This is a genomic window from Sodalis sp. RH24, assembly GCF_047324145.1.
In the GTDB taxonomy this organism is placed as follows: domain Bacteria; phylum Pseudomonadota; class Gammaproteobacteria; order Enterobacterales; family Enterobacteriaceae; genus Acerihabitans.
The window spans coordinates 3258851-3278443 of record NZ_CP178729.1 but is presented as its reverse complement, the minus strand read 5'-3'; the positions used below and the strand labels follow the sequence as shown (position 1 = coordinate 3278443).

The window sequence follows — 19593 nt, the reverse complement described above, 5'->3', positions numbered from 1 at the left end:
TGGTTCTTGCTGGACTAGACCAGTAGAGTTCGTCACCTTCATTCCTTCACCCGGAGCATCATTTATGAAACTTCTGTTCGCTTCTGTGTTAACCACCGCCATCCTGATGGCAAGCCCGGCCGGTTTCGCCGCGCCCGCGGATGTCGCGGCCCTGGAGAAAGCGGCGCGCCAGGAAGGCGAGGTCAATAGTGTCGGCATGCCTGACAGCTGGGCAAACTGGAAGGATACCTGGGCGGATCTGGCCGGCAAATACGGCCTGAAGCATAGCGATACCGATATGAGTTCAGCGCAGGAGATCGCCAAATTCCTGGCTGAGAAAGGCAACGCCAGCGCGGATATCGGCGATGTGGGATCGTCCTTTGGGCCGGTGGCGGTACAAAAAGGCGTAACGCTGCCTTACAAACCCAGTACCTGGGATCAGGTTCCCGACTGGGCAAAGGACAAAGACGGCCATTGGGCGCTGGCGTATACCGGCACCATCGCTTTTATCGTGAACAAGCAAACGGTAAAAGAAACGCCGCATAGCTGGGCCGATTTGCTGAAAGGCGATTATAAGGTGACCGTCGGCGATGTCAGTACCGCGGCGCAAGCGACCAACGGCGTGCTGGCGGCGAGCTATGCCATGGGCGGCGATGAAAAGAATCTGAAGCCGGGCCTGGAATTTTTTGCCAAGCTGGCCAAGGCGGGACGCCTGGGACTGAACAACCCGACTATAGCGTCGCTGGAAAAAGGCGAAGTGGATGTGGGCATCGTCTGGGATTTCAACGGCCTTAATTACCGCGACACCATCGACAAGACCCGTTTTGATGTATTGATCCCCTCCGATGGCTCCATTACCTCCGGCTATACCACGATTATAAATAAATATGCCAAACATCCCAATGCGGCCAAGTTTGCGCGCGAATATATTTTTTCCGATGCCGGACAGATCAACCTGGCCCGGGGCTATGCCCGCCCGATCCGCGTGGAAAAGCTGACGCTGCCGGATGACGTGAAAGCCAAGCTGCTGCCTATCGAACAGTATAAAAACGCCCATCCCATCGCCGATCCGGTTGCCTGGGAAAAGAGCGCCAAGGAACTGCCGCGCCTGTGGCAGGAGAATGTCATGATGGTCATGCCGCAGTAAAGGAGGCGTGATGAAAACCCTGCTGGTGATACTGGACGGACTAAGCTATCCGGTGGCCTACGACGCCATGGGATATCTGCACGCTGAGTGCGCGGCGGGGCATGGATGCCTCTATCAACTGGACTGCGAGCTGCCGTCATTATCGCGACCGCTCTATGAGTGTATCCTTACCGGCGTGCCGCCGGTGGCGAGCGGCGTCGTGCATAATAACGTGGTGAGGCTTTCGCATCATCGCAGCATTTTTCATTTTGCCCGCGCCGCCGGCCTTACCACCGCGGCGGCGGCCTATTATTGGGTGAGCGAACTGTATAACCGCGCCCCCTTCGATGCCGTGCGCGATCGCCATACCGTCGCGCCGGAGGCGGCTATCCAGTACGGGCATTTTTATCATGCGGACCATTATCCCGACTCCCATCTGTTTGAAGATGCGGAAAGCCTGCGCCAGCGCCACCAACCGGATTTCCTGCTGCTTCATCCCATGAATATCGACGACGCGGGCCATCGCTTCGGCCTGTCGTCGCCGCAATACCGTAATATGGCCCGCACCGCGGACGGCCTGTTGTCGCAATATATGCCCGCGTGGCTGGCAGCCGGTTATCAGGTGATCGTCACGGCGGATCACGGCATGAACGACGATCGCAGCCATGGCGGCATCCTGCCCGAAGAGCGCCAGGTGCCGTTATTTGTGTTCGGCGCGGCTTTTAGCCAGGCGCCCGCCGCGCCGCGCCAGACGGAACTGTGCGGCACCCTTTGCAGCCTGCTGGGGGTTGAACACGATCGGCCGGCCTGCGCGGAGCTGTTGAAATGAAGGCCAAATGGCTGGCGGTATTGGTCATGCTGCCTTTTGCGCTGGTGTTCTGTGCTTTCCAAATCGCGCCGCTGGCGTGGATGGCGGTGCATAGCTTCAACAGCGACATCGAAGGCTGGGGGATGGATAACTATCGGCAAATCCTCGGCTCGCCGTTTTACCGGCAGGCGATCTACTTCTCCCTGCAAATCACCTTCTGGTCCAGCGTATTCGGGTTGCTGATCGCCCTGGTGGGCAGTTACTCGCTGCGCCAGCTCGGGGTGTCGCGCCTGCGCACCGCCGTGATGTCCTTTACCAATATGACCAGCAATTTTACCGGCGTCCCGCTGGCGTTCGCTTTTGTCATCCTGCTGGGCACCAACGGCTGCGTCACGCTTATTCTGCGCCGTTATGGCTGGCTCGGGGACTTCAGCATCTATTCCAAAACCGGCCTGATGGTGCTGTACACCTACTTCCAGATCCCGCTCGGGGTGCTGTTGCTGTATCCGGCCTTTGACGGCCTGCGCGAGGACTGGCGCGAATCCGCCGCGTTGCTGGGCGCGGGCAAGGTGCGTTACTGGCGGCATATCGGCCTGCCGGTGCTGGCGCCGGCCCTGCTGGGCACCTTTGTTATCCTGTTGGCTAACGCCCTGGGCGCCTACGCCACGATTTTTGCCCTGACCAGCGGCAATTTCAACGTTATCCCGATCCGTATCGCCGCCCTGGTGGCGGGCGATCTGGAACTTGACCCGAATATGGCCAGCGCGCTGGGCATGTTCCTGGTATTGCTGATGGTGTTTATCACCCTGGTTCATCGCTGGGTGATGCGCAGGAGCTATACCCATGTACGATCCTGATAAGTTAGTTGGCGGCAAAACGGGAGGGGGTTGATGACGCGTGCTGAAAACATTTATCACCGCGCCGTGGTCGCGGTGCTGCTGTTTATCCTGCTGCTGCCTTTGGTGGCGACGCTGGTTTACGCTTTTTCCAGCCAGTGGGGGTCGACGGTGTTGCCGGAAGGGTTCACCTTAAAATGGATGGCCCAGCTCTGGCAGGATCCGCGTTTCCTGACGGCGCTGTGGCATTCGCTGCTGATTTGTTTCGGCGCGCTGGCCCTTGCCGTTGTACTGGTATTGCCATTAATGTTTGTGATTGCTTACTATTTTCCGCAGCTCGATGCCCTGATGAATATTCTGATCCTGCTGCCGTTCGCCGTGCCGCCGGTGGTGTCGTCGGTGGGCCTGCTGCAGCTGTATTCCGACGGTCCGCTGGCCATGACCGGCACGCCGTGGATTTTAATCGGCTGTTATTTCACCATCGCGCTGCCGTTTATCTATCGGGCGATCACCAACAATATGCAGGCCATCCACCTGCGTGATTTGATGGATGCCGCCCAATTGCTCGGCGCCAGTACCTGGCGGGCGGCGCTGCTGGTGGTGCTGCCCAACCTGCGCAAGGGCTGCATGATTGCCGTATTGCTGTCGTTCTCGTTCCTTATCGGCGAGTTTGTCTTTGCCAACCTGCTGGTGGGCAACCGTTTCGAGACGCTGCAGGTCTATCTTTATAATAGCCGCAACGGCAGCGGTCATTTCACCAGCGCCCTGGTGATCTCCTATTTCCTGGTGGTATTGCTGCTGACGCTAGTGGCGAATTCCGTGAATAAGGGCAAGGAATAATCATGTCTTATCTGGCGGTAAAACAGCTTAATAAACATTATGGTCCGACCCAGGTGTTCGAAAATATCGATTTCGATGCTGCGGAAGGCGAATTTGTTACCCTGCTCGGGCCGAGCGGCTGCGGCAAGTCTACCCTGTTGCGTTGCCTGGCGGGCCTGACGCCGGTGGACAGTGGGCAAATCTTGTTGCAAGGCGCGGATTTAGTGCCGTTATCGCCCCAGGACCGCGGTATCGGCATGGTATTCCAGAGCTATGCGTTGTTCCCGAATATGACGGTCACCGGCAACGTGGCCTTTGGCCTGAAAATGCAAAAGCTGGCGGCGACCGAGATCACGCGCCGCGTCAACGAGGTGCTGGAACTGGTGGAACTGCATGAGTTCGCCCACCGGTATCCGCATCAGCTCTCCGGCGGCCAATGCCAGCGGGTGGCCCTGGCGCGTTCGCTCGTCACCCGCCCCCGGCTGCTGCTGCTGGATGAGCCGCTATCGGCCCTGGATGCCCGCATCCGCAAGCATTTGCGCGACCAAATCCGGCGTATTCAGCAAGAACTGCGGCTGACCGCCATTTTTGTTACGCACGATCAGGAAGAAGCGCTGACCTTATCCGACCGCGTGGTGCTGATGAATAAAGGTAAAATCGTGCAAAACGGCAGCGCCGAAACGCTTTATACCCAGCCGGTGGACGCCTTTGCCGCCGGGTTTATCGGCAGTTATAACCTGTTAAGCCCGGATCAAGCCGCGCTGTTGACCGGGCGCGGCTGGCGGGGCCGGGTCGCCGTGCGGCCCGAGTCTATTATGCTGTTGCCGGCCGGGCAGGGCATTAGCGCGCGCGTCGACGGCCACAGCCTGTTGGGTAATGTGATCCGTTATCGCGTGTCGGCGCAGGGGGTCGAACTGCTGGTGGATGTGTTGAACCGATCGGTGGCCGATCTGTACCCAAACGGCACGCCGGTTGGTCTACAGTTAGATATAACGACATTATGTGAGGTGGCATGAGCCTGGCGTTATTTGATTTGGATGACACACTGATTGATGGAGACTGCGCCAGCCTGTGGAGCCAGTACATGCTGACGCTGGGCTGGGCGCAACGCGACGGATTTGTGCAACGGGAACAGGCATTAATGCTACAGTACCGGCAGGGGACATTATCCATGGAAGAATATATGTCGTTTACCCTGGAGCCGCTGATCGGCCGTTCTACGGATGAAGTGGCGCAGTGCGTGGAGGCCTTTATCGACGAGGCGATCGTTCCCTGCATACGTGAGCCCGCCCGGCGCTGTATCGCCGAACATCAACGCCGCGGGGATCGGAACGTTATTATTTCGGCGTCCGGCGAACATTTGGTGACGCCGATTGCGCGCCGCTTCGGCGTCGCTGAAACCTTGTCGATACAACTTGAAGTTTATGACGATTCTTATACCGGTAAAACCTGTGGCGTATTAACTTATCGGGAGGGGAAAGTGTCCAGGCTGCTGGACCTGATCGAGGGCAAGGAGTCAATGTTGGCGCAGGCCAGCTTTTATTCCGACTCGTGTAATGACCTGCCGTTATTAAGTCAGGTGGGTTATCCTTATGCCGTTAATCCCGACGGTATCCTGCTTCGGCATGCACAACAGGCTGGATGGCCGGTTTTGCAATGGTAAACAGTGGGTCATCAAGGAGTTGTAAGAAGCGTGTTAACATTGTTGCATCTGCTTTCCGCGGTAGCGCTGCTGGTTTGGGGGACGCATATTGTCCGTACCGGGATCATGCGTGTCTACGGTGCCCGCCTGCGGCAGGTGCTGAGCAGAAGCGTAGAAAAAAAACCGATGGCGTTCATGGCGGGCATCGGCGTTACGGCGCTGGTCCAAAGCAGTAACGCCACGGCAATGCTGGTCACCTCGTTTGTCGCCCAGGGCCTGGTGGCGCTGACGCCGGCCCTGGTGATTATCCTGGGCGCCGATGTCGGTACCGCGCTGATGGCCCGGGTGCTGACGTTTGACTTATCCTGGCTCTCCCCCCTGCTGATCTTTATCGGCGTCTGCCTGTTCCTGAGCCGTAAGCAATCGCGCGTCGGCCAGATAGGCCGGGTGTGTATCGGCCTGGGCCTGATCCTACTGGCGCTGGAGCTGATTGTCGCCGCCTCGACCCCCATTACCCAGGCCAACGGCGTCAAGGTCCTGTTCTCATCACTGACCGGCGATGTGGTGCTCGACGCCCTGCTCGGCGCGCTGTTCGCCATTATCAGCTACTCAAGCCTGGCGGCGGTGCTGCTGACCGCGACGCTGACCGCCACCGATGTGATTTCCTTTAAGGTGGCCCTGTGCCTGGTTATCGGCGCCAACCTGGGCAGCGGCATCCTGGCGATGATCAACGCCAGCGGGCAAAACGCGGAAGGCAAACGCGTGGCGCTGGGCAGCCTGCTGTTCAAGCTGGTGGGCGGCTTGGTGGTATTGCCGGCCATCTCATTCCTGGCCGGCCTGCTTGGGCGCCTGCCGGTCAGCGCCTCGGAGCTGGTGATCTATTTCCATGTTTTTTATAACCTGATTCGCTGCCTGCTCCTGGTGCCGTTCGCCGGGCCGATGGCGCGCTTATGTACACAATGGATCGGCGATACGGCGGTCGGCGACGTGGGCGTGCGCCCGCGTCATCTGGATACCAGCGCCCTGGATACGCCCGCGCTGGCGCTGGCCAATGCCTCGAGGGAAACACTGCGCATGGGCGATGTGGTGGAAAGCATGCTGCTGCTGCTTCGTGAAGTGCTGCACGGCCAGCCGAATAAAGACCGGGAAATACGCCGGCTGGATGATGATGTCGACGTGCTGTACACCGCCATCAAACTCTATCTGGCCCAGATGCCGAAAGAGGATCTGGAGGAAGCGGATTCCCGCCGCTGGGCCGAGATTATCGAAATGGCGCTCAACCTGGAACAGGCCGGGGATATTATCGAGCGCATGGCCGGGGATGTGGCCGCCAAGTCTCTGGCCACGCGCCGGGCCTTTTCCACCGAGGGGCTGCAGGAGCTTGATACGCTGCACGAACAGCTGATGTCCAACCTGCGCCTGAGCCTGTCGGTGTTCCTGACCGGCGATATCACCAGCGCGCGGCGCCTGCGCCGCGCCAAACATCGATTTCGCATTACCGACCGGCGCTATGCCCATGCCCATGTGGATCGCCTCCACCAGCAAAATGTGCAGAGCCTGGAAACCAGTTCGCTGCACCTTGGGCTGCTCGGGGATATGAAGCGGATGAACTCCCTATTCTGTTCGGTGGCCTATAACGCGTTGGAACTCAATGAAGAGGACGAGGCGGAAGAGAATGAGGAGCGGCGCGACAAGGCATCCACCCCGCTCTAAAGGCCCGTCATCCCTGGTTGGTCCGGGCGCCCACGCGCCCGTGCGGGGATAACGTCAACCAAACAGGTTGTGGTGCAGGGTCTTGACCACTTGTTCCGCGTCCTGTCCCGGCACCAGCAGGCACAGGTTATGGCTGCTGGCGCCATAGCAGATCAGCCGGATATTAAACGGGTCCAGTACGCCAAATACATCTTTACCCACCCCGCAGGCCTGGGAGAGCTTATTGCCGATCAGGGCGATCAGCGCCAGGTTCTCTTCAACCTCCACCCGGCACAGGGATGAGAGTTCCGTCAGCAGGGACGTGGTCAACAGGCTGGCGCTGGACGAAGTCGATCCCGTGGTGTCCATGGTCAGCGCCACGCTCACCTCGGACGTGGTAATCAAATCCACGGAAATATAATGGCGCGCCAGGATATTGAACACTTCGGCCAGGAATCCGCGCGCCTGCAGCATATTCAGACTGTGCAGGGTCAGCAGCGTTTGCCGGCGGCGCAGGGCAATGGCGCGGAACAGCGGTGGATTGAGCGTTTTATTGCACACCAGGGTGCCGCCGGCATGAGGGTCCTTACTGGACCCGACAAAAACCGGAATATCGCTGCGCACCGCCGGCAACAAGGTGGCGGGATGCAGGATTTTGGCGCCGAAGGTGGCCATTTCCGCCGCCTCCTCGAAACTGATTTCATCAATGCGCTTGGCCTCGGGCACGACGCGCGGGTCGGTGGTATAGATACCGGGCACATCGGTCCAGATGTCGATGCGCTGGGCCTGCAGCGCTTCGCCCAGCAGGGCGGCGGTATAATCGCTGCCGCCCCGTCCCAACGTGGTGGTGCGCCCTTTGGCCTCACTGCCGATAAAGCCCTGGGTAATGATCAGCGCCGCGTCGATGCGCGGCAGCAGCAGGCTTTGGGTTAATTCCTTCAGGACGGCGATCTCCGGCTCGGCATGGCCGAAACGGTCATTGGTACGCATCACCTTGCGAATATCGAACCATTGGGCCTGCGCCTGGCGCTGGCGCAGCACCTCAACGAACAGCAGCGTCGACATCAGTTCGCCGTGGCTGACCAGCTCATCGGTCAGGGCATGGGATGTGGCGAGGCCCGCCGCCTCGGACAGCATGGCGATATTATCGAGCATGCGGTCAATTTCCTCGCGAATCACCCGCGAATCGGCCAGCCGGTCGATAATGGCATACTGGATGCGGCGGATTTCATCCAGATGAAAGGCGCGGCGCTCGGGTTCTTTGCCTTCAGCCAGCGCCACCAGCAAATTGGTGACGCCCGCCGAGGCGGACAACACCACCAGACGGACGGCGGCATTGGACAGCACGATATCCGCGCTGCGGTTCATCGCGTCGTAATCGGCGACGCTGGTGCCGCCGAACTTCGCCACGATAGGGGACTGTATTGATTCTGCCATGCTATTAATGCCTCTAATGCCTCGTGTCAGGATGCCATCCTTGATGACAACATATTAAGCTTTTGGCACGAGTCAGGGGCGGGAAACAGGGAGCAGGCGTAGAAGACTACGGTACACCCAGAAGCGCCCCACCGTGCCTATCGCCAATGGCGAAAATGCCGGTGACAACCCATGGGATTCAGCCCATGCGGCCGGTAACGCCGGCCCGTTTGCCGTACGCTGCCTCGGCGTCGCTCCCCCTTGGGTTTCATCAGCGGAAAACGGATCCTCCGAAACCTTGCCTGGGCGACGCGCCTCTTCTGGTTCACGCAACGGGTGCGCTACTAGGACCTTACAAATAGCGGGTAATTACCCCGGTGTCAACGGGCAGCGCATGATGCAAACGCATTTATCCTGAAAAGAGGGCAATCGCAAGAAAAGGGGTCGCAACTCGTGAGCTACGCGATACAATCATTGTCATCACGTCTTTTTATTCTCAATAAGAGCGTTGCCTATGAAAAACATAAACCCTAGCCACACCGCGGCCTGGAAAGCGCTGCAGCAGCATTTTGAACACATGAAGGATGTTACCATCAGCGAACTGTTCGCCAGGGACAACTCCCGTTTCGACACCTTCTCCGCCACCTTTGACGACCAGATGCTGGTCGATTATTCCAAAAATCGCATTACCCATGAAACGCTGGAAAAATTGCAGGCCCTGGCCCGGGAGTGCGATCTCGACGGGGCCATCAAGTCGATGTTCTCCGGTGAAAAGATCAACCGCACCGAAGATCGCGCGGTGTTGCACGTGGCCCTGCGTAACCGCAGCAACACGCCGATCCTGGTGGACGGCAAAGACGTGATGCCGGATGTGAACGCGGTATTGGCCAAGATCAAGCAATTCTGCCACAGGGTCATCGGCGGTGAATGGAAAGGCTATACCGGCAAAGCGATCACCGACGTGGTGAATATCGGTATCGGCGGCTCGGATCTCGGGCCTTATATGGCGACCGAAGCGCTGCGCCCGTTTAAAAACCACCTGACCATGCACTTCGTATCCAATGTCGACGGCACCCATATCGCCGAAACGGTCAAGCACCTCGACCCGGCCACCACCCTGTTCCTGGTGGCGTCGAAAACCTTTACCACCCAGGAAACCATGACCAACGCCCACAGCGCGCGCGATTGGTTCCTGCAGACCGCCGGCGATGAAAAACACGTCGCCAGGCACTTTGCCGCCCTGTCCACCAATGCCAAGGCCGTGGGTGAATTCGGCATCGATACCGACAATATGTTTGAGTTCTGGGACTGGGTCGGCGGCCGTTATTCCCTGTGGTCGGCCATCGGCCTGTCCATTGCCCTGTCCGTGGGTTTTGACAATTTTGAACAGCTGCTCAGCGGCGCCCATGCCATGGATCGCCATTTCCGGGACACCCCGGCGGAACAAAACCTGCCGGTGCTGCTGGCCTTGATCGGCATTTGGTATAACAATTTCTACGGCATGGAAACAGAAGCCATCCTGCCCTACGATCAGTATATGCACCGTTTCCCCGCGTATTTCCAGCAGGGTAATATGGAGTCCAACGGCAAGTACGTGGATCGCAACGGCCATCCGGTGGATTACCAAACCGGCCCGATTATTTGGGGTGAACCGGGCACCAACGGCCAGCATGCCTTTTACCAGCTGATTCACCAGGGCACCAAAGTGGTTCCCTGCGATTTTATCGCCCCGGCGATAAGCCATAATCCGCTCAGCGATCATCACGCCAAGCTGCTGTCGAACTTCTTTGCGCAAACCGAGGCCCTGGCGTTTGGTAAATCTTTGCAGGTGGTCGAGGACGAATTCGCGGCGGCGGGTAAAACCCCGGATCAGGTCGGGCACGTGGCGCCTTTCAAAGTCTTCGCCGGCAATCGGCCGACCAATTCCATACTGCTCAGGGAAATCACCCCTTACAGCCTGGGCGCGCTGATTGCGCTGTATGAACATAAAATCTTCACCCAGGGCGTTATCCTGAACATCTACACCTTTGACCAATGGGGCGTGGAACTGGGTAAACAGCTGGCGAACCGGATCCTGCCGGAACTGGCGGCCGATGACCGGGTCACCAGCCATGACAGCTCCACCAATGGCCTGATTAACTGCTTTAAAAACTGGCGCGGCTGATACGCGCCGAAGGCCTTGCAGGACGGCCAGGGAACGGCCGCCGGGAGGCCGTCATATCCGGCGGTTGCGCTGCTTTCGCCGGTGTTGCAGAAAACAGCCGTGGTGTTAACTGTTTGTTACTTGGCGGCTTTTTGGCACTCTTTAAGGATTTTCCTAAAAACTAGCCGCGCCTGTTTTCAGAATAAGGCGCATCGTTGCGGGCAGGGAATATAAAAACCGGCTCTAAGGCCTTATTTTAAAACACGCAGACGGCTTATATACTTTTGGGCGTATAAGCCTCCTCATTGAGGTACTGACAGCGGAATTATCTGATTTTGCCCCTTGGCGTGAACTTCTCATTCACCGAAAAATTGTGCCCTAAATCGCATTACTGGTGATTAATTTTGCTTTTATGCAACAAAAGAGGGCATTTCACTACTTTGCCGCGTACCAATGCGGTGTCGCGCATTTTTTCGGCTAAATCAGGGATGATGAATGCAAGATATATTTTATTGCATTATATTCCTTTATGATGCTTATATAAGGCAAATCATCATTTCATTGCTTTATAGTCATCATCCTCATGAATCAAAGGTAATAAATATGAATAAACTGTTTAGTGTAGTAATGGCTGCAATGTTGATGGCTAGTGGTTCTTATGCGTTAGCTGCCACGCCGGGTAACAGTAGCGGTAACACCGAGACTGCTTCTGGTCTGAGCGCCGGGGCTGCCACGGCAGTCGGCGTTGGTGCGGTCGCACTGTTAGCTGGAGTGGCCTTAATCGGCGCTCATAATGACGATAACGGTGACGGTAATGGCAATACCGGTACCGGCACCACCACCTCAACGGTGCAGTAATAATAACTATTCGATAACCACACGCAAGTGTGGTTATTTTTTGGTCTCCTTTCGTTTGGGATAAACGACGTGCGCTATTTATTTATGGTGGTGGTGTGCTTTCTGGTGGCCGCTTGCAGTCAGTCGCAACAAGGTATTGGTGAAACATTCAAACTGGCGCTGTTCGGCACGCCGGACGTTGAGTTAACGCCGGAGCAGGTCCATGACATTCCTTACGCCAGTATTTACGCGCGCATCAATGACGGCGCGCAGATCTTCATGGTCTTGGCTTATGCCGAAAACGGCGATTTAAAATGGGTTTCGCGCGATAAAGCCATGCTGGTGACCCGCAATGGCCGCCTGATCAAAACCCTGGGCCTGCCCGATAATCTCCTCGAAGTCACCAACCTGGCCTCCGATCCGCTGGCCCACGCTCAAAGGATTACCGACGGCACTGAATGGACCCGCATCCAGTCCTGGACGGAAGATAAACAACTACGTTCGGCAACCCTGACCTCCCGTTTCACCCTGGCGGGCACCGAGACTATTACCGTATTGAATGCGCCGCACGCCTACCGCGTCATCAATGAGGATGTTACGGTGGCCGAGCTCAACACGCATTATCAAAACCGCTTTTGGATCGAACCAGGCACCGGCGCCGTGCGCAAAGCCCAACAATATGTCGGGCCGGGTAATTTCCCGATTGAAACCATCACTTTAAATCCTTATAAGCCATGAAAAAACAACTCTTACTCGTAGTGAGTTTATGTGCTGGTTTTATTGCCTCCGCCGCAGCCGACAGTCGTGTGGCGGTTTATTCTCCAGGTCAATCGCAGCCCGTGGTCCTGACGGGGATTAATACCCTCCAGCAGCTGACCCTGGATCCGAAACTGGCCGGGCGTACCTGGTGGCCCGGCACCGTTATCGCGGAAAACCTGGCCACCGCCGTCCAGCAGGAGCAACAGCGGCAATTGCTGGCGCGCCTGAGCGCCCTGAGCGCCGATTTCCGCCAGGACAACGACTTGGATCTGGCCGATGCCGTTGATCGGGTGCGCGGCCAGATCGCCGCCCTGAAGGTGACCGGGCGTCAGTTCGTCTCGCTGGACGCGGACGTGATTCGCCTGCAGACCGGCGCCAACCGCAGGCTCGTGGGCGACTACAGCCTGTATACGCTGGCTAAGCCGACCAGCGTTTATGTTTTCGGCGCGGTGACGCCCACCGGTTCACAGCCGTTTCAGGTGGGTCGCGACGCGGATGATTATCTGCAGACCCACCAGCGCCTGAGCGGAGCCGAAAGAAGTTATGCCTGGATAATCCTGCCGGATGGGCAGGCCAAATCGGTGCCGGTGGCCTACTGGAACCGGCGCCACAATGAAGTGGCGCCGGGCAGTGCGATTTACGTGGGTTTTTCCTCGTGGTCATTGCCGCGGGCCTATCAGGACGTAAACGAAAAAATTGTTTCCTTGCTGACACACCGGATCCCTGACTGATGAAAACACAATATCTATTAAGTCTCATCGCGCTGTCAGTGGCCTCCGCTTGCCAGGCGGCCTCCTATACCGAGCCGCTGGGGCCATCGCAGATGGATATGGGCGGCGCCGGGTTATTGCAAACCCCCTCCGGGCGCATGGCGAAGGACGGTGAATTCAGCCTGAACTACCGGGATAACGATCAGTACCGCTTTTATTCCATCAACGTGCAGCTGTTCCCCTGGCTTGAAAGTACTATCCGCTATACCGACGTCCGTACCCGGCAATACAGCGCCAATGAAAATTTCAGCGGCGATCAAACCTATAAAGATAAGGGTATCGATCTTAAATTGCGGTTATGGGAAGAGGGGTACTGGCTGCCCGAGACCTCGGTGGGTATCCGCGATTTTGGCGGTTCCGGCCTGTTTGACAGCGAGTTTATCGCCGCCAGCAAAGCCTGGGGTCCCCTGGACTTCACCCTGGGGCTTGGCTGGGGCTACCTGGGCAACAGCGGCAATGTGAAAAACCCGTTCTGCGAAGTTTCCGATGGCTACTGCACTCGTAATAATGCCCACCGCAGCGCCGGTTCATTTAACACCGGCGACTTCTTTCATGGCCCGGCCTCGCTGTTTGGCGGCGTGGAATACCAAACGCCGTGGCAGCCGCTGCGCTTTAAGCTGGAATATGAAGGCAACGATTACGAAGGGGATTTTGCCGGCCGGCTGAAGCAGGACTCGCCGGTCAACGTCGGCGCCATATACCGGCTTGGCAAATGGACGGATCTTAACCTGAGCTATGAACGCGGCAATACCGTGATGTTCGGCGTAACATTTCGCACCAACTTTAACGACCTGACCCAGCAGCATCGCGACAGCGAAAAACCGGCTTATGCGCCGCAGCCGCAGACCGACATGCTCCAGCATCAGGTGGTGGCGCAGCAGCTGACCGATATGGACAGCAACGCCGGTTTTGCCGGCCCGCATATCCAGGTCAAAGATCGCACCCTGTATATGACCGGCGAGCAGTATAAGTACCGGGATAATGCAGAGGGTGTCGATCGCGCCAATCGGATCCTGGTCAATAACCTGCCGGCGAATATTGATACGCTGAAGGTGACCCAGACCCGGCAAAACCTGCCGCAGGTGACCACGGAAACCGACGTGAAGAGTTTGCAGGACACGCTGGCGGGCTACCCCCTGGGGCATGAGCAGCCGCTCAAGCAGCGCCGCACCGAGCCGGATGTGCCGAAAAACGCTGAACAGGGTTACTATATCGAACGGGACCGCCTGCAGCTTGGCTGGGCGCCGGTGCTTAACCAATCGTTCGGCGGGCCTGAATCGTTTTATATGTATCAAATCGGCGTCGAAGGCACGGCCAGTTATTGGCTGACCGACCATTGGGTGACCTCCGGTACCCTGTTCGGCAATATCATCAATAACTATGACCGGTTTAACTTTACCGCGCCGCCGAGCGACTCGCATTTGCCGCGCGTCCGTACCCGGATTCGGGAATATGTGCAGAACGATGTTTATATCAGCAACCTGCAAACCACCTATATGGATCGCCTGGGCGACGGCTGGTACGGCCAGCTTTACGGCGGTTACCTGGAAATGATGTACGGCGGCGTCGGCGGTGAAGTACTGTACCGCCCGCTGGACAAGAACTGGGCGGTGGGTCTTGACGGTAACTACGTCAAGCAGCGCGACTGGGACAATATGATGCAGTTCGCCGACTATACCGTGGCGACCGGCAACCTGACCGGCTACTGGCAGCCCGGCTTTTTGGACGGCGTACTGGTTAAAGCCAGCGTCGGACGATACCTGGCCAAGGATAAGGGCGTCACCTTCGATGTCTCGCGCCGCTTTGACAGCGGGGTCACCGCCGGCGCCTTTGCCACCTTTACCAATGTCTCCAAAGAGGATTATGGCGAAGGGTCGTTTACCAAAGGATTCTATCTCTCGATTCCGCTGGATCTGCTGACGCCGACGCCGAACCGCAGCCGGGCGCAGCTGAACTGGATCCCGCTGACGCGTGACGGCGGCCAGATGGTCGGCCGGAAATACTATCTGTACGGTCTAACCGAAGAACGTTCGCCGGCGCTGGAATAGCGGCGGGCAGATCTGATTTTAACGGCCTCCCTGCGGAGGCCTTTTTTTTGCCGCCGGCGCCTTAGCGCCCGGCGACCGGTATATTGCCGCCTGAAGAAACGCATTCTTCCCGCATCGGCAGGTTAATAAAATGGCGTTCTGAGCTACAATATCGGAGCTGACCACCTGAAACCATGGGGAACAGGATGACGGACGATCCCTCTATCGCCTTATTGGCATCCATTACCTGGCTGACTGACCAGGATCCGCCGCCATCGCCCGCCCTGGCGGACTGGTTGATGGAACAAGGGTCGATGACCCGGCGCTTCGAGCGCCATTGCCGGCGGGTTACCATCCGCCGCGGCCGCGAAGGTTATTTCCCGGCCCAGGCGCTGGGAGACGATATCGCTCTGTTGCCGCCAAGCGATCGCTACTGGCTGCGCGAAATCGTCTTATGCGGCGATGAACGGCCCTGGCTGGCCGGCCGCACCCTGGTGCCCGAAAACGCCATGAACGGAGCGGAGTGGGCGCTCACCACGCTGGGAGATATCCCCCTGGGCCGCTGGCTGTTCCGCGGCCGGGCGCCGGAGCGGGACTTTATCCAGCTGGGCCGCGCTGACGGCCTGTGGGCGCGGCGCTCCTGCCTGCGGCCGGACGGTAAGCCGTTATTGCTGACCGAACTGTTTTTACCCCAAGCCCCGCTGTATTGTTAAGCGCCGTGCGAGAATGATGAAGTAAAGGAGAAATAAGTGGAACAAAGCGCCACGATGGGCAAATGGCAGGCCTGGTGCCGCCTGATGCGCATTGATAAACCCATTGGTTCTCTGTTATTGCTTTGGCCGACCCTGTGGGCTTTATGGCTGGCGGGAAGCGGCACGCCCGCTTTCGGCACGCTGGTGGTATTTGTCCTCGGGGTGTTTTTCATGCGCGCCGCGGGGTGTGTCGTCAATGATTATGCCGATCGCAAGATAGACGGCCACGTCAAGCGTACGGCATCCCGCCCTTTGCCCAGCGGTCTTATCAGCGAAAAAGAAGCCAAGATCATCTTTGTGGTCCTGGTGGGGGTGTCGTTTGGGCTGGTGCTGACGCTTAATACCATGACCATTGCGCTATCGGTGGCGGGACTGGCGCTGGCCTGGGCGTACCCCTTTATGAAGCGGGTAACCCATCTGCCGCAACTGGTGCTGGGCGCGGCGTTCGGCTGGTCGATACCGATGGGCTACGCGGCGGTCAGTGAGTCCTTACCTCTTTCCTGCTGGCTGCTGTTTGCCGCCAATATCCTCTGGACGGTGGCGTACGATACGCAGTACGCCATGGTGGATCGCGATGACGATATCCGTATCGGCGTCAAATCCACCGCCATCCTTTTTGGGCGCCATGACAAACTGATTATCGGCCTGCTGCAAGCGGCGACGCTGCTGTTGCTGGTCTGGCTGGGAATACGGTCTGCGCTGGGGGTGATGTTCTATACGTCCCTGGCGCTGGCGGGGGCGTTATTTGTCTATCAGCAAAAACTGATCGCGCGGCGGGAACGGGATGCCTGTTTTAAAGCTTTTTTAAACAATAACCTGGTGGGCATGCTGATTTTTATCGGTATTGCCCTGAGTTTTTTCGGCCAGGGCCGTTTATAGCAGCGCGGTAAAGACGGGCGATGCGTCGGCATACGCCCGTTGCTTTCTTACACCGTGGACGGGGAGGCGTCTTCCGGCGTTGCGGCCAGCAGGCTGGCGCTGTTAATGGTCAGCTGTACCTCCGGCGTCATCAGTTCGCTCAGGATTTCGCTCATCTCATTGACCTTCTCGCCGATGGCATCGCCGGTGTCGCTAATATAATGTTCATCCCGCAGCGTCGCCACCAGGGTGGAGAATACCGCTTTATCAAAAAACTCCGGCGCGTTGATGCCATGCAACACCGAAAGTCGCTGGGCCATAATCCGGCTTTCCTTCTCCAATGTGCTGCGATTGATCCGGGGATTAAAACGCAGCAATGAAAAGGTAATGGCATACCGTTGCAATGTCTCGCGCACGCCCGCCGCCAGCAGTTGCAAGGTAAATGATTGCGGAGGGTTCAAGAACAACTGCCCCTCGCGCTCGGCAATCAGCTCCTGGCGCGACAGTTCCCCGATGAGCGCGTCGATGACCGGGCCGAGCTGCGACGTCTCGTAGCGCATGAACAGCTCGGCTTTCATCAGTGGGTAAAGCAAATCGATACGGCGTGCCAGCTGCGCGCGATCGATGCCGGGATGGCCGATAATGATACTGGCGACCAACGCGGGCAGGATAAACAGATGCTGGATATTATTGCGGTAATAGGTCATCAGTACCGCCTGCTCGCGGGACAGGTAGATGATATCGCCAATGGTATCCTGCTCGACGCTGAATTTGTTCATCGCCAGGGCATGCTCCAACAGGTCCTGCGCCGTGGTGTCCGGCACCGTGACGTCATCGGCGTAGGGCACATTGCGCATCAGTTCCAGATAGCAGGCCAACTGCTGCAAAAGCTGCTCGCGGGTTAACGAACGCTGGCGGGAGGCCAGCAACACCGTGGAACACAGGTTGATGGCGTTTGCCGCCGCGGCGTTATTAATGCGCACCATGATTTTCGCGGCGATGTCATCCACCGCCGGCGCCAGCCAGCCGGGACGCTGGGCTTCGATGGGGTCGATGGAATCACGCCAGTGCGGTACCTGCTGGTTAAGATAGGCGCTTAACGACAGCGGCTCGCCAAAATTGACATAACCCTGTCCCAGGTTGCGTAACTTACGTAAACCGCGCACCATCTGCACAAAGCCTTCTTTTTCCTTGGTGGCGCCCCGTAATTCCTTGGCGTAGGTCGCCACTTCCATAACATGTTCATAGCCGACATAGATGGGCACCAGCGTAATAGGCCGGTTGCCGCCGCGCAGCATCGCCTGGATGGTCATGGTCAATGTGCCGGTCTTGGGATCGAGCAGGCGCCCGGTACGCGACCGCCCGCCTTCCATAAAATATTCCACCGAATAACCCCGGGTAAATAACTCACCCAGATATTCGCGGAATATGGTGGAGTAAAGTTTATTGCCCTTGAAGGTACGCCGGATAAAAAACGCGCCCAGCCGACGAAAAATCGGACCCGCCGGCCAGAAGTTCAGGTTAATGCCGGCGGCGATATGCGGCGGCACCAGCCCCTGATGATACAGGACATAGGACAGCAGCAGATAATCCATATGGCTGCGGTGACAGGGCACATAGACAATCTCATGGCCGTCCTCGGCCAGTTGCCGGACGCGTTCGGCATTGCGCACGTGCAGGCCCTGGTATAGCCGGTTCCAGGTCCAGCTTAATACCCGATCCGACAAGCGCACGGCTTCATAGGAAAAATCCGCCGCAATTTCTTCCATCAGCTCGATGGCGTTTTGCTGCGCTTTATCAGTCGAGATTTTTTTAGCGCGGGCTTCGTCCTCCACGGCTTTTTCAATCGCCTTGGACGCCAGCAGCTTATTAAATAAATCCTGACGGACAGGCAGCCGCGGCCCCACAGCCACCAGGCGTTGGCGGGCAAAATGAATCATGGCGACGCGTGCCAGCTTCTGCGCGATGGTTTTATCGGTGCCATGCTCGGTCGCCATATAGCGCATGGACAGCGGACGGGAAAAACGCACAAAGCTGTCGCGCCCCAACCACAAGACGGCGATAAACTTCTGGAAACCATTGAGGAGGCGCAACTGGGGCGCCGGCTGGTTCTGCTGCGCTTCACGGCCGGGCGATCGTCCGAACATAACGGATACCGGCACCATCTGGACATCAAGCTGCGGATTATTGCGATGTAAATCCAGATAATCGTGAAACAGCTTCACGGATTCCAGTTTTTCGGAAAAATAGCGAAAAATACGGGGGCCATCGTGGATAAAGACGTAGCGCGGCAAGACGACGCCGTCGATCTCCAGCGGTATCAGCGGATCGGACAACCCCAGTTGCAGACATTGCGCGCGCAGGGTGAGCAGGTCCGTCTTGGAGTTATAGGGCAAAACATACATCATTGGCCGCAGCGGGTCCAAGCCGGCTTCTTGCCGGGGATTGGCGGGAATGGCTTTACTCCGCACCAGTAGCCTGAGCGGTAAATTCAACAACGTATAATAAATAGTACGCCAGCCTGACATATCTTCGTGAAGCCTCTTGTTAGCATTGCGCCACAAGAATACCAGAAACCGCGCGACAGATCTGTGGTGATGCGAACGAGAAGAAACGGTAATATAGGCACAATTTTTCTTTAGCGCGCAAAATTATGGCAAACCAAACCAACGGACTTCGGCGCATCTTTAACGCCATGGGCTATTCCATAAAAGGATATCGCGCCGCCTGGCGGCATGAAGCCGCTTTTCGCCAGGAAGTGGTGGTTGCCGTGGTGGCGGTTGCCCTTGCCTGTTACCTGGAGCCAGAACCCGTGGCGCGGATTTTATTGATCGGTTCGGTATGGCTGGTGCTGATCGTTGAGATCGTGAATAGTGCTATTGAAGCGGTGGTGGATCGCATCGGGCCGGAGCTGCATCCACTTTCTGGCCGGGCGAAGGACCTGGGCTCGGCGGCGGTGACCCTGGCCATTGTTTTGGCGCTGTTCGTGTGGATAACGCTGTTATGGCGGTATATTCCTTAAAATGGCCGGTGCGGCCGGTCGTCGGCAGGGTTTTATCACATTTTGCAACGCTTGTGGTTTTCAATTGCTGCGGACCTGTATATACTCACAGAAAGACTGTATAAACA

17 protein-coding genes and 1 riboswitch are annotated in these 19593 nt (G+C 57.6%); of the genes, 15 read left to right on the top strand and 2 right to left on the bottom strand.

Annotated elements, in window-relative coordinates:
• Positions 1-64 precede the first annotated feature (64 nt).
• Genes ACL2XG_RS14900 through ACL2XG_RS14870 form a run of 7 tightly spaced genes read left to right on the top strand, consistent with a single transcriptional unit; the run spans position 65 to position 6923 of the window.
• Complete coding sequence (locus ACL2XG_RS14900; protein ID WP_413721832.1) at positions 65-1126, top strand: ABC transporter substrate-binding protein; 1062 nt, start codon at positions 65-67, stop codon at positions 1124-1126.
• Positions 1127-1136: 10 nt separating this feature from the next.
• Entirely contained in the window at positions 1137-1934 is a 798-nt protein-coding gene (locus tag ACL2XG_RS14895; RefSeq protein ID WP_410012639.1) for an alkaline phosphatase family protein, read from the top strand.
• A complete protein-coding gene (locus tag ACL2XG_RS14890; protein WP_413721833.1) occupies positions 1931-2770 on the top strand; it encodes an ABC transporter permease in 840 nt (279 codons plus the stop codon). The genes ACL2XG_RS14895 and ACL2XG_RS14890 overlap by 4 nt, the downstream gene beginning before the upstream one ends.
• A gap of 33 nt (positions 2771-2803) precedes the next feature.
• Complete coding sequence (locus ACL2XG_RS14885; RefSeq protein WP_410012637.1) at positions 2804-3589, top strand: ABC transporter permease; 786 nt, start codon at positions 2804-2806, stop codon at positions 3587-3589.
• Between the two features lie 2 nt (positions 3590-3591).
• Complete coding sequence (locus ACL2XG_RS14880) at positions 3592-4584, top strand: ABC transporter ATP-binding protein (RefSeq protein ID WP_413721834.1); 993 nt, start codon at positions 3592-3594, stop codon at positions 4582-4584.
• Positions 4581-5231, top strand: a complete 651-nt coding sequence (locus tag ACL2XG_RS14875) for an HAD family hydrolase (RefSeq protein ID WP_410012635.1) — start codon at positions 4581-4583, stop codon at positions 5229-5231. The genes ACL2XG_RS14880 and ACL2XG_RS14875 overlap by 4 nt, the downstream gene beginning before the upstream one ends.
• A 30-nt stretch (positions 5232-5261) precedes the next feature.
• Complete coding sequence (locus ACL2XG_RS14870; RefSeq protein ID WP_410012634.1) at positions 5262-6923, top strand: Na/Pi cotransporter family protein; 1662 nt, start codon at positions 5262-5264, stop codon at positions 6921-6923.
• Positions 6924-6977: 54 nt separating this feature from the next.
• Here the strand turns inward: ACL2XG_RS14870 and lysC are convergent, their stop codons facing one another.
• Positions 6978-8339 carry a lysine-sensitive aspartokinase 3 gene (gene lysC, locus ACL2XG_RS14865; RefSeq protein ID WP_413721835.1) on the bottom strand — a complete coding sequence of 454 codons (1362 nt, stop codon included), beginning with the start codon at positions 8337-8339 and terminating at the stop codon, positions 6978-6980.
• Between the two features lie 113 nt (positions 8340-8452).
• A riboswitch (Lysine riboswitch) is annotated at positions 8453-8646 on the bottom strand.
• 186 nt (positions 8647-8832) lie between these two features.
• Between lysC and pgi the strand changes: the two genes are divergently transcribed.
• The 7 genes from pgi (at position 8833) to ubiA (ending at position 16485) form a co-directional block, all read left to right on the top strand.
• A complete protein-coding gene (gene pgi / locus ACL2XG_RS14860; protein WP_413721836.1) occupies positions 8833-10482 on the top strand; it encodes a glucose-6-phosphate isomerase in 1650 nt (549 codons plus the stop codon).
• A gap of 474 nt (positions 10483-10956) precedes the next feature.
• The gene (yjbE, locus tag ACL2XG_RS14855; protein ID WP_410012631.1) at positions 10957-11319 is read left to right on the top strand and encodes an exopolysaccharide production protein YjbE; all 363 of its coding nucleotides are present in this window, start codon (positions 10957-10959) and stop codon (positions 11317-11319) included.
• Between the two features lie 69 nt (positions 11320-11388).
• Positions 11389-12036, top strand: coding sequence for a YjbF family lipoprotein (locus ACL2XG_RS14850; protein ID WP_410012630.1), 648 nt, complete (start codon positions 11389-11391; stop codon positions 12034-12036).
• A complete protein-coding gene (locus ACL2XG_RS14845; RefSeq protein ID WP_410012629.1) occupies positions 12033-12788 on the top strand; it encodes a capsule biosynthesis GfcC D2 domain-containing protein in 756 nt (251 codons plus the stop codon). The genes ACL2XG_RS14850 and ACL2XG_RS14845 overlap by 4 nt, the downstream gene beginning before the upstream one ends.
• Positions 12788-14875 (top strand): YjbH domain-containing protein, encoded by a 2088-nt coding sequence (locus ACL2XG_RS14840; RefSeq protein ID WP_413721837.1) that lies wholly within the window; start codon positions 12788-12790, stop codon positions 14873-14875. The genes ACL2XG_RS14845 and ACL2XG_RS14840 overlap by 1 nt, the downstream gene beginning before the upstream one ends.
• A gap of 185 nt (positions 14876-15060) precedes the next feature.
• Positions 15061-15567, top strand: coding sequence for a chorismate lyase (gene ubiC, locus ACL2XG_RS14835; RefSeq protein WP_410012627.1), 507 nt, complete (start codon positions 15061-15063; stop codon positions 15565-15567).
• A 54-nt stretch (positions 15568-15621) separates the two neighbouring features.
• Positions 15622-16485: a 4-hydroxybenzoate octaprenyltransferase gene (ubiA, locus tag ACL2XG_RS14830; RefSeq protein ID WP_410016660.1), complete on the top strand. Its 864-nt coding sequence runs from the start codon at positions 15622-15624 to the stop codon at positions 16483-16485.
• A 47-nt stretch (positions 16486-16532) separates the two neighbouring features.
• Here the strand turns inward: ubiA and plsB are convergent, their stop codons facing one another.
• Positions 16533-18992, bottom strand: coding sequence for a glycerol-3-phosphate 1-O-acyltransferase PlsB (gene plsB / locus ACL2XG_RS14825; protein ID WP_413721838.1), 2460 nt, complete (start codon positions 18990-18992; stop codon positions 16533-16535).
• Positions 18993-19117: 125 nt separating this feature from the next.
• On the opposite strand from plsB, the gene ACL2XG_RS14820 reads away from it, so the two are divergent.
• Positions 19118-19486 (top strand): diacylglycerol kinase, encoded by a 369-nt coding sequence (locus ACL2XG_RS14820; protein WP_413721839.1) that lies wholly within the window; start codon positions 19118-19120, stop codon positions 19484-19486.
• Positions 19487-19593 lie beyond the last annotated feature (107 nt).

What these genes read in the sequence shown, in the direction of transcription:
- ACL2XG_RS14890 (WP_413721833.1), top strand. Translation starts at nt 1,931, where the DNA reads ATGAAGGCCAAATGGCTGGCGGTATTGGTCATGCTGCCTTTTGCGCTG.
- ACL2XG_RS14880 (WP_413721834.1), top strand. Translation starts at nt 3,592, where the DNA reads ATGTCTTATCTGGCGGTAAAACAGCTTAATAAACATTATGGTCCGACC.
- ACL2XG_RS14840 (WP_413721837.1), top strand. Translation starts at nt 12,788, where the DNA reads ATGAAAACACAATATCTATTAAGTCTCATCGCGCTGTCAGTGGCCTCC.
- yjbE (WP_410012631.1), top strand. Translation starts at nt 10,957, where the DNA reads ATGCAAGATATATTTTATTGCATTATATTCCTTTATGATGCTTATATA.
- ACL2XG_RS14820 (WP_413721839.1), top strand. Translation starts at nt 19,118, where the DNA reads ATGGCAAACCAAACCAACGGACTTCGGCGCATCTTTAACGCCATGGGC.
- ACL2XG_RS14895 (WP_410012639.1), top strand. Translation starts at nt 1,137, where the DNA reads ATGAAAACCCTGCTGGTGATACTGGACGGACTAAGCTATCCGGTGGCC.
- plsB (WP_413721838.1), bottom strand. Translation starts at nt 18,992, where the DNA reads ATGTCAGGCTGGCGTACTATTTATTATACGTTGTTGAATTTACCGCTC.
- ubiC (WP_410012627.1), top strand. Translation starts at nt 15,061, where the DNA reads ATGACGGACGATCCCTCTATCGCCTTATTGGCATCCATTACCTGGCTG.
- ubiA (WP_410016660.1), top strand. Translation starts at nt 15,622, where the DNA reads ATGGGCAAATGGCAGGCCTGGTGCCGCCTGATGCGCATTGATAAACCC.
- ACL2XG_RS14845 (WP_410012629.1), top strand. Translation starts at nt 12,033, where the DNA reads ATGAAAAAACAACTCTTACTCGTAGTGAGTTTATGTGCTGGTTTTATT.
- ACL2XG_RS14885 (WP_410012637.1), top strand. Translation starts at nt 2,804, where the DNA reads ATGACGCGTGCTGAAAACATTTATCACCGCGCCGTGGTCGCGGTGCTG.
- ACL2XG_RS14900 (WP_413721832.1), top strand. Translation starts at nt 65, where the DNA reads ATGAAACTTCTGTTCGCTTCTGTGTTAACCACCGCCATCCTGATGGCA.
- lysC (WP_413721835.1), bottom strand. Translation starts at nt 8,339, where the DNA reads ATGGCAGAATCAATACAGTCCCCTATCGTGGCGAAGTTCGGCGGCACC.
- ACL2XG_RS14875 (WP_410012635.1), top strand. Translation starts at nt 4,581, where the DNA reads ATGAGCCTGGCGTTATTTGATTTGGATGACACACTGATTGATGGAGAC.
- pgi (WP_413721836.1), top strand. Translation starts at nt 8,833, where the DNA reads ATGAAAAACATAAACCCTAGCCACACCGCGGCCTGGAAAGCGCTGCAG.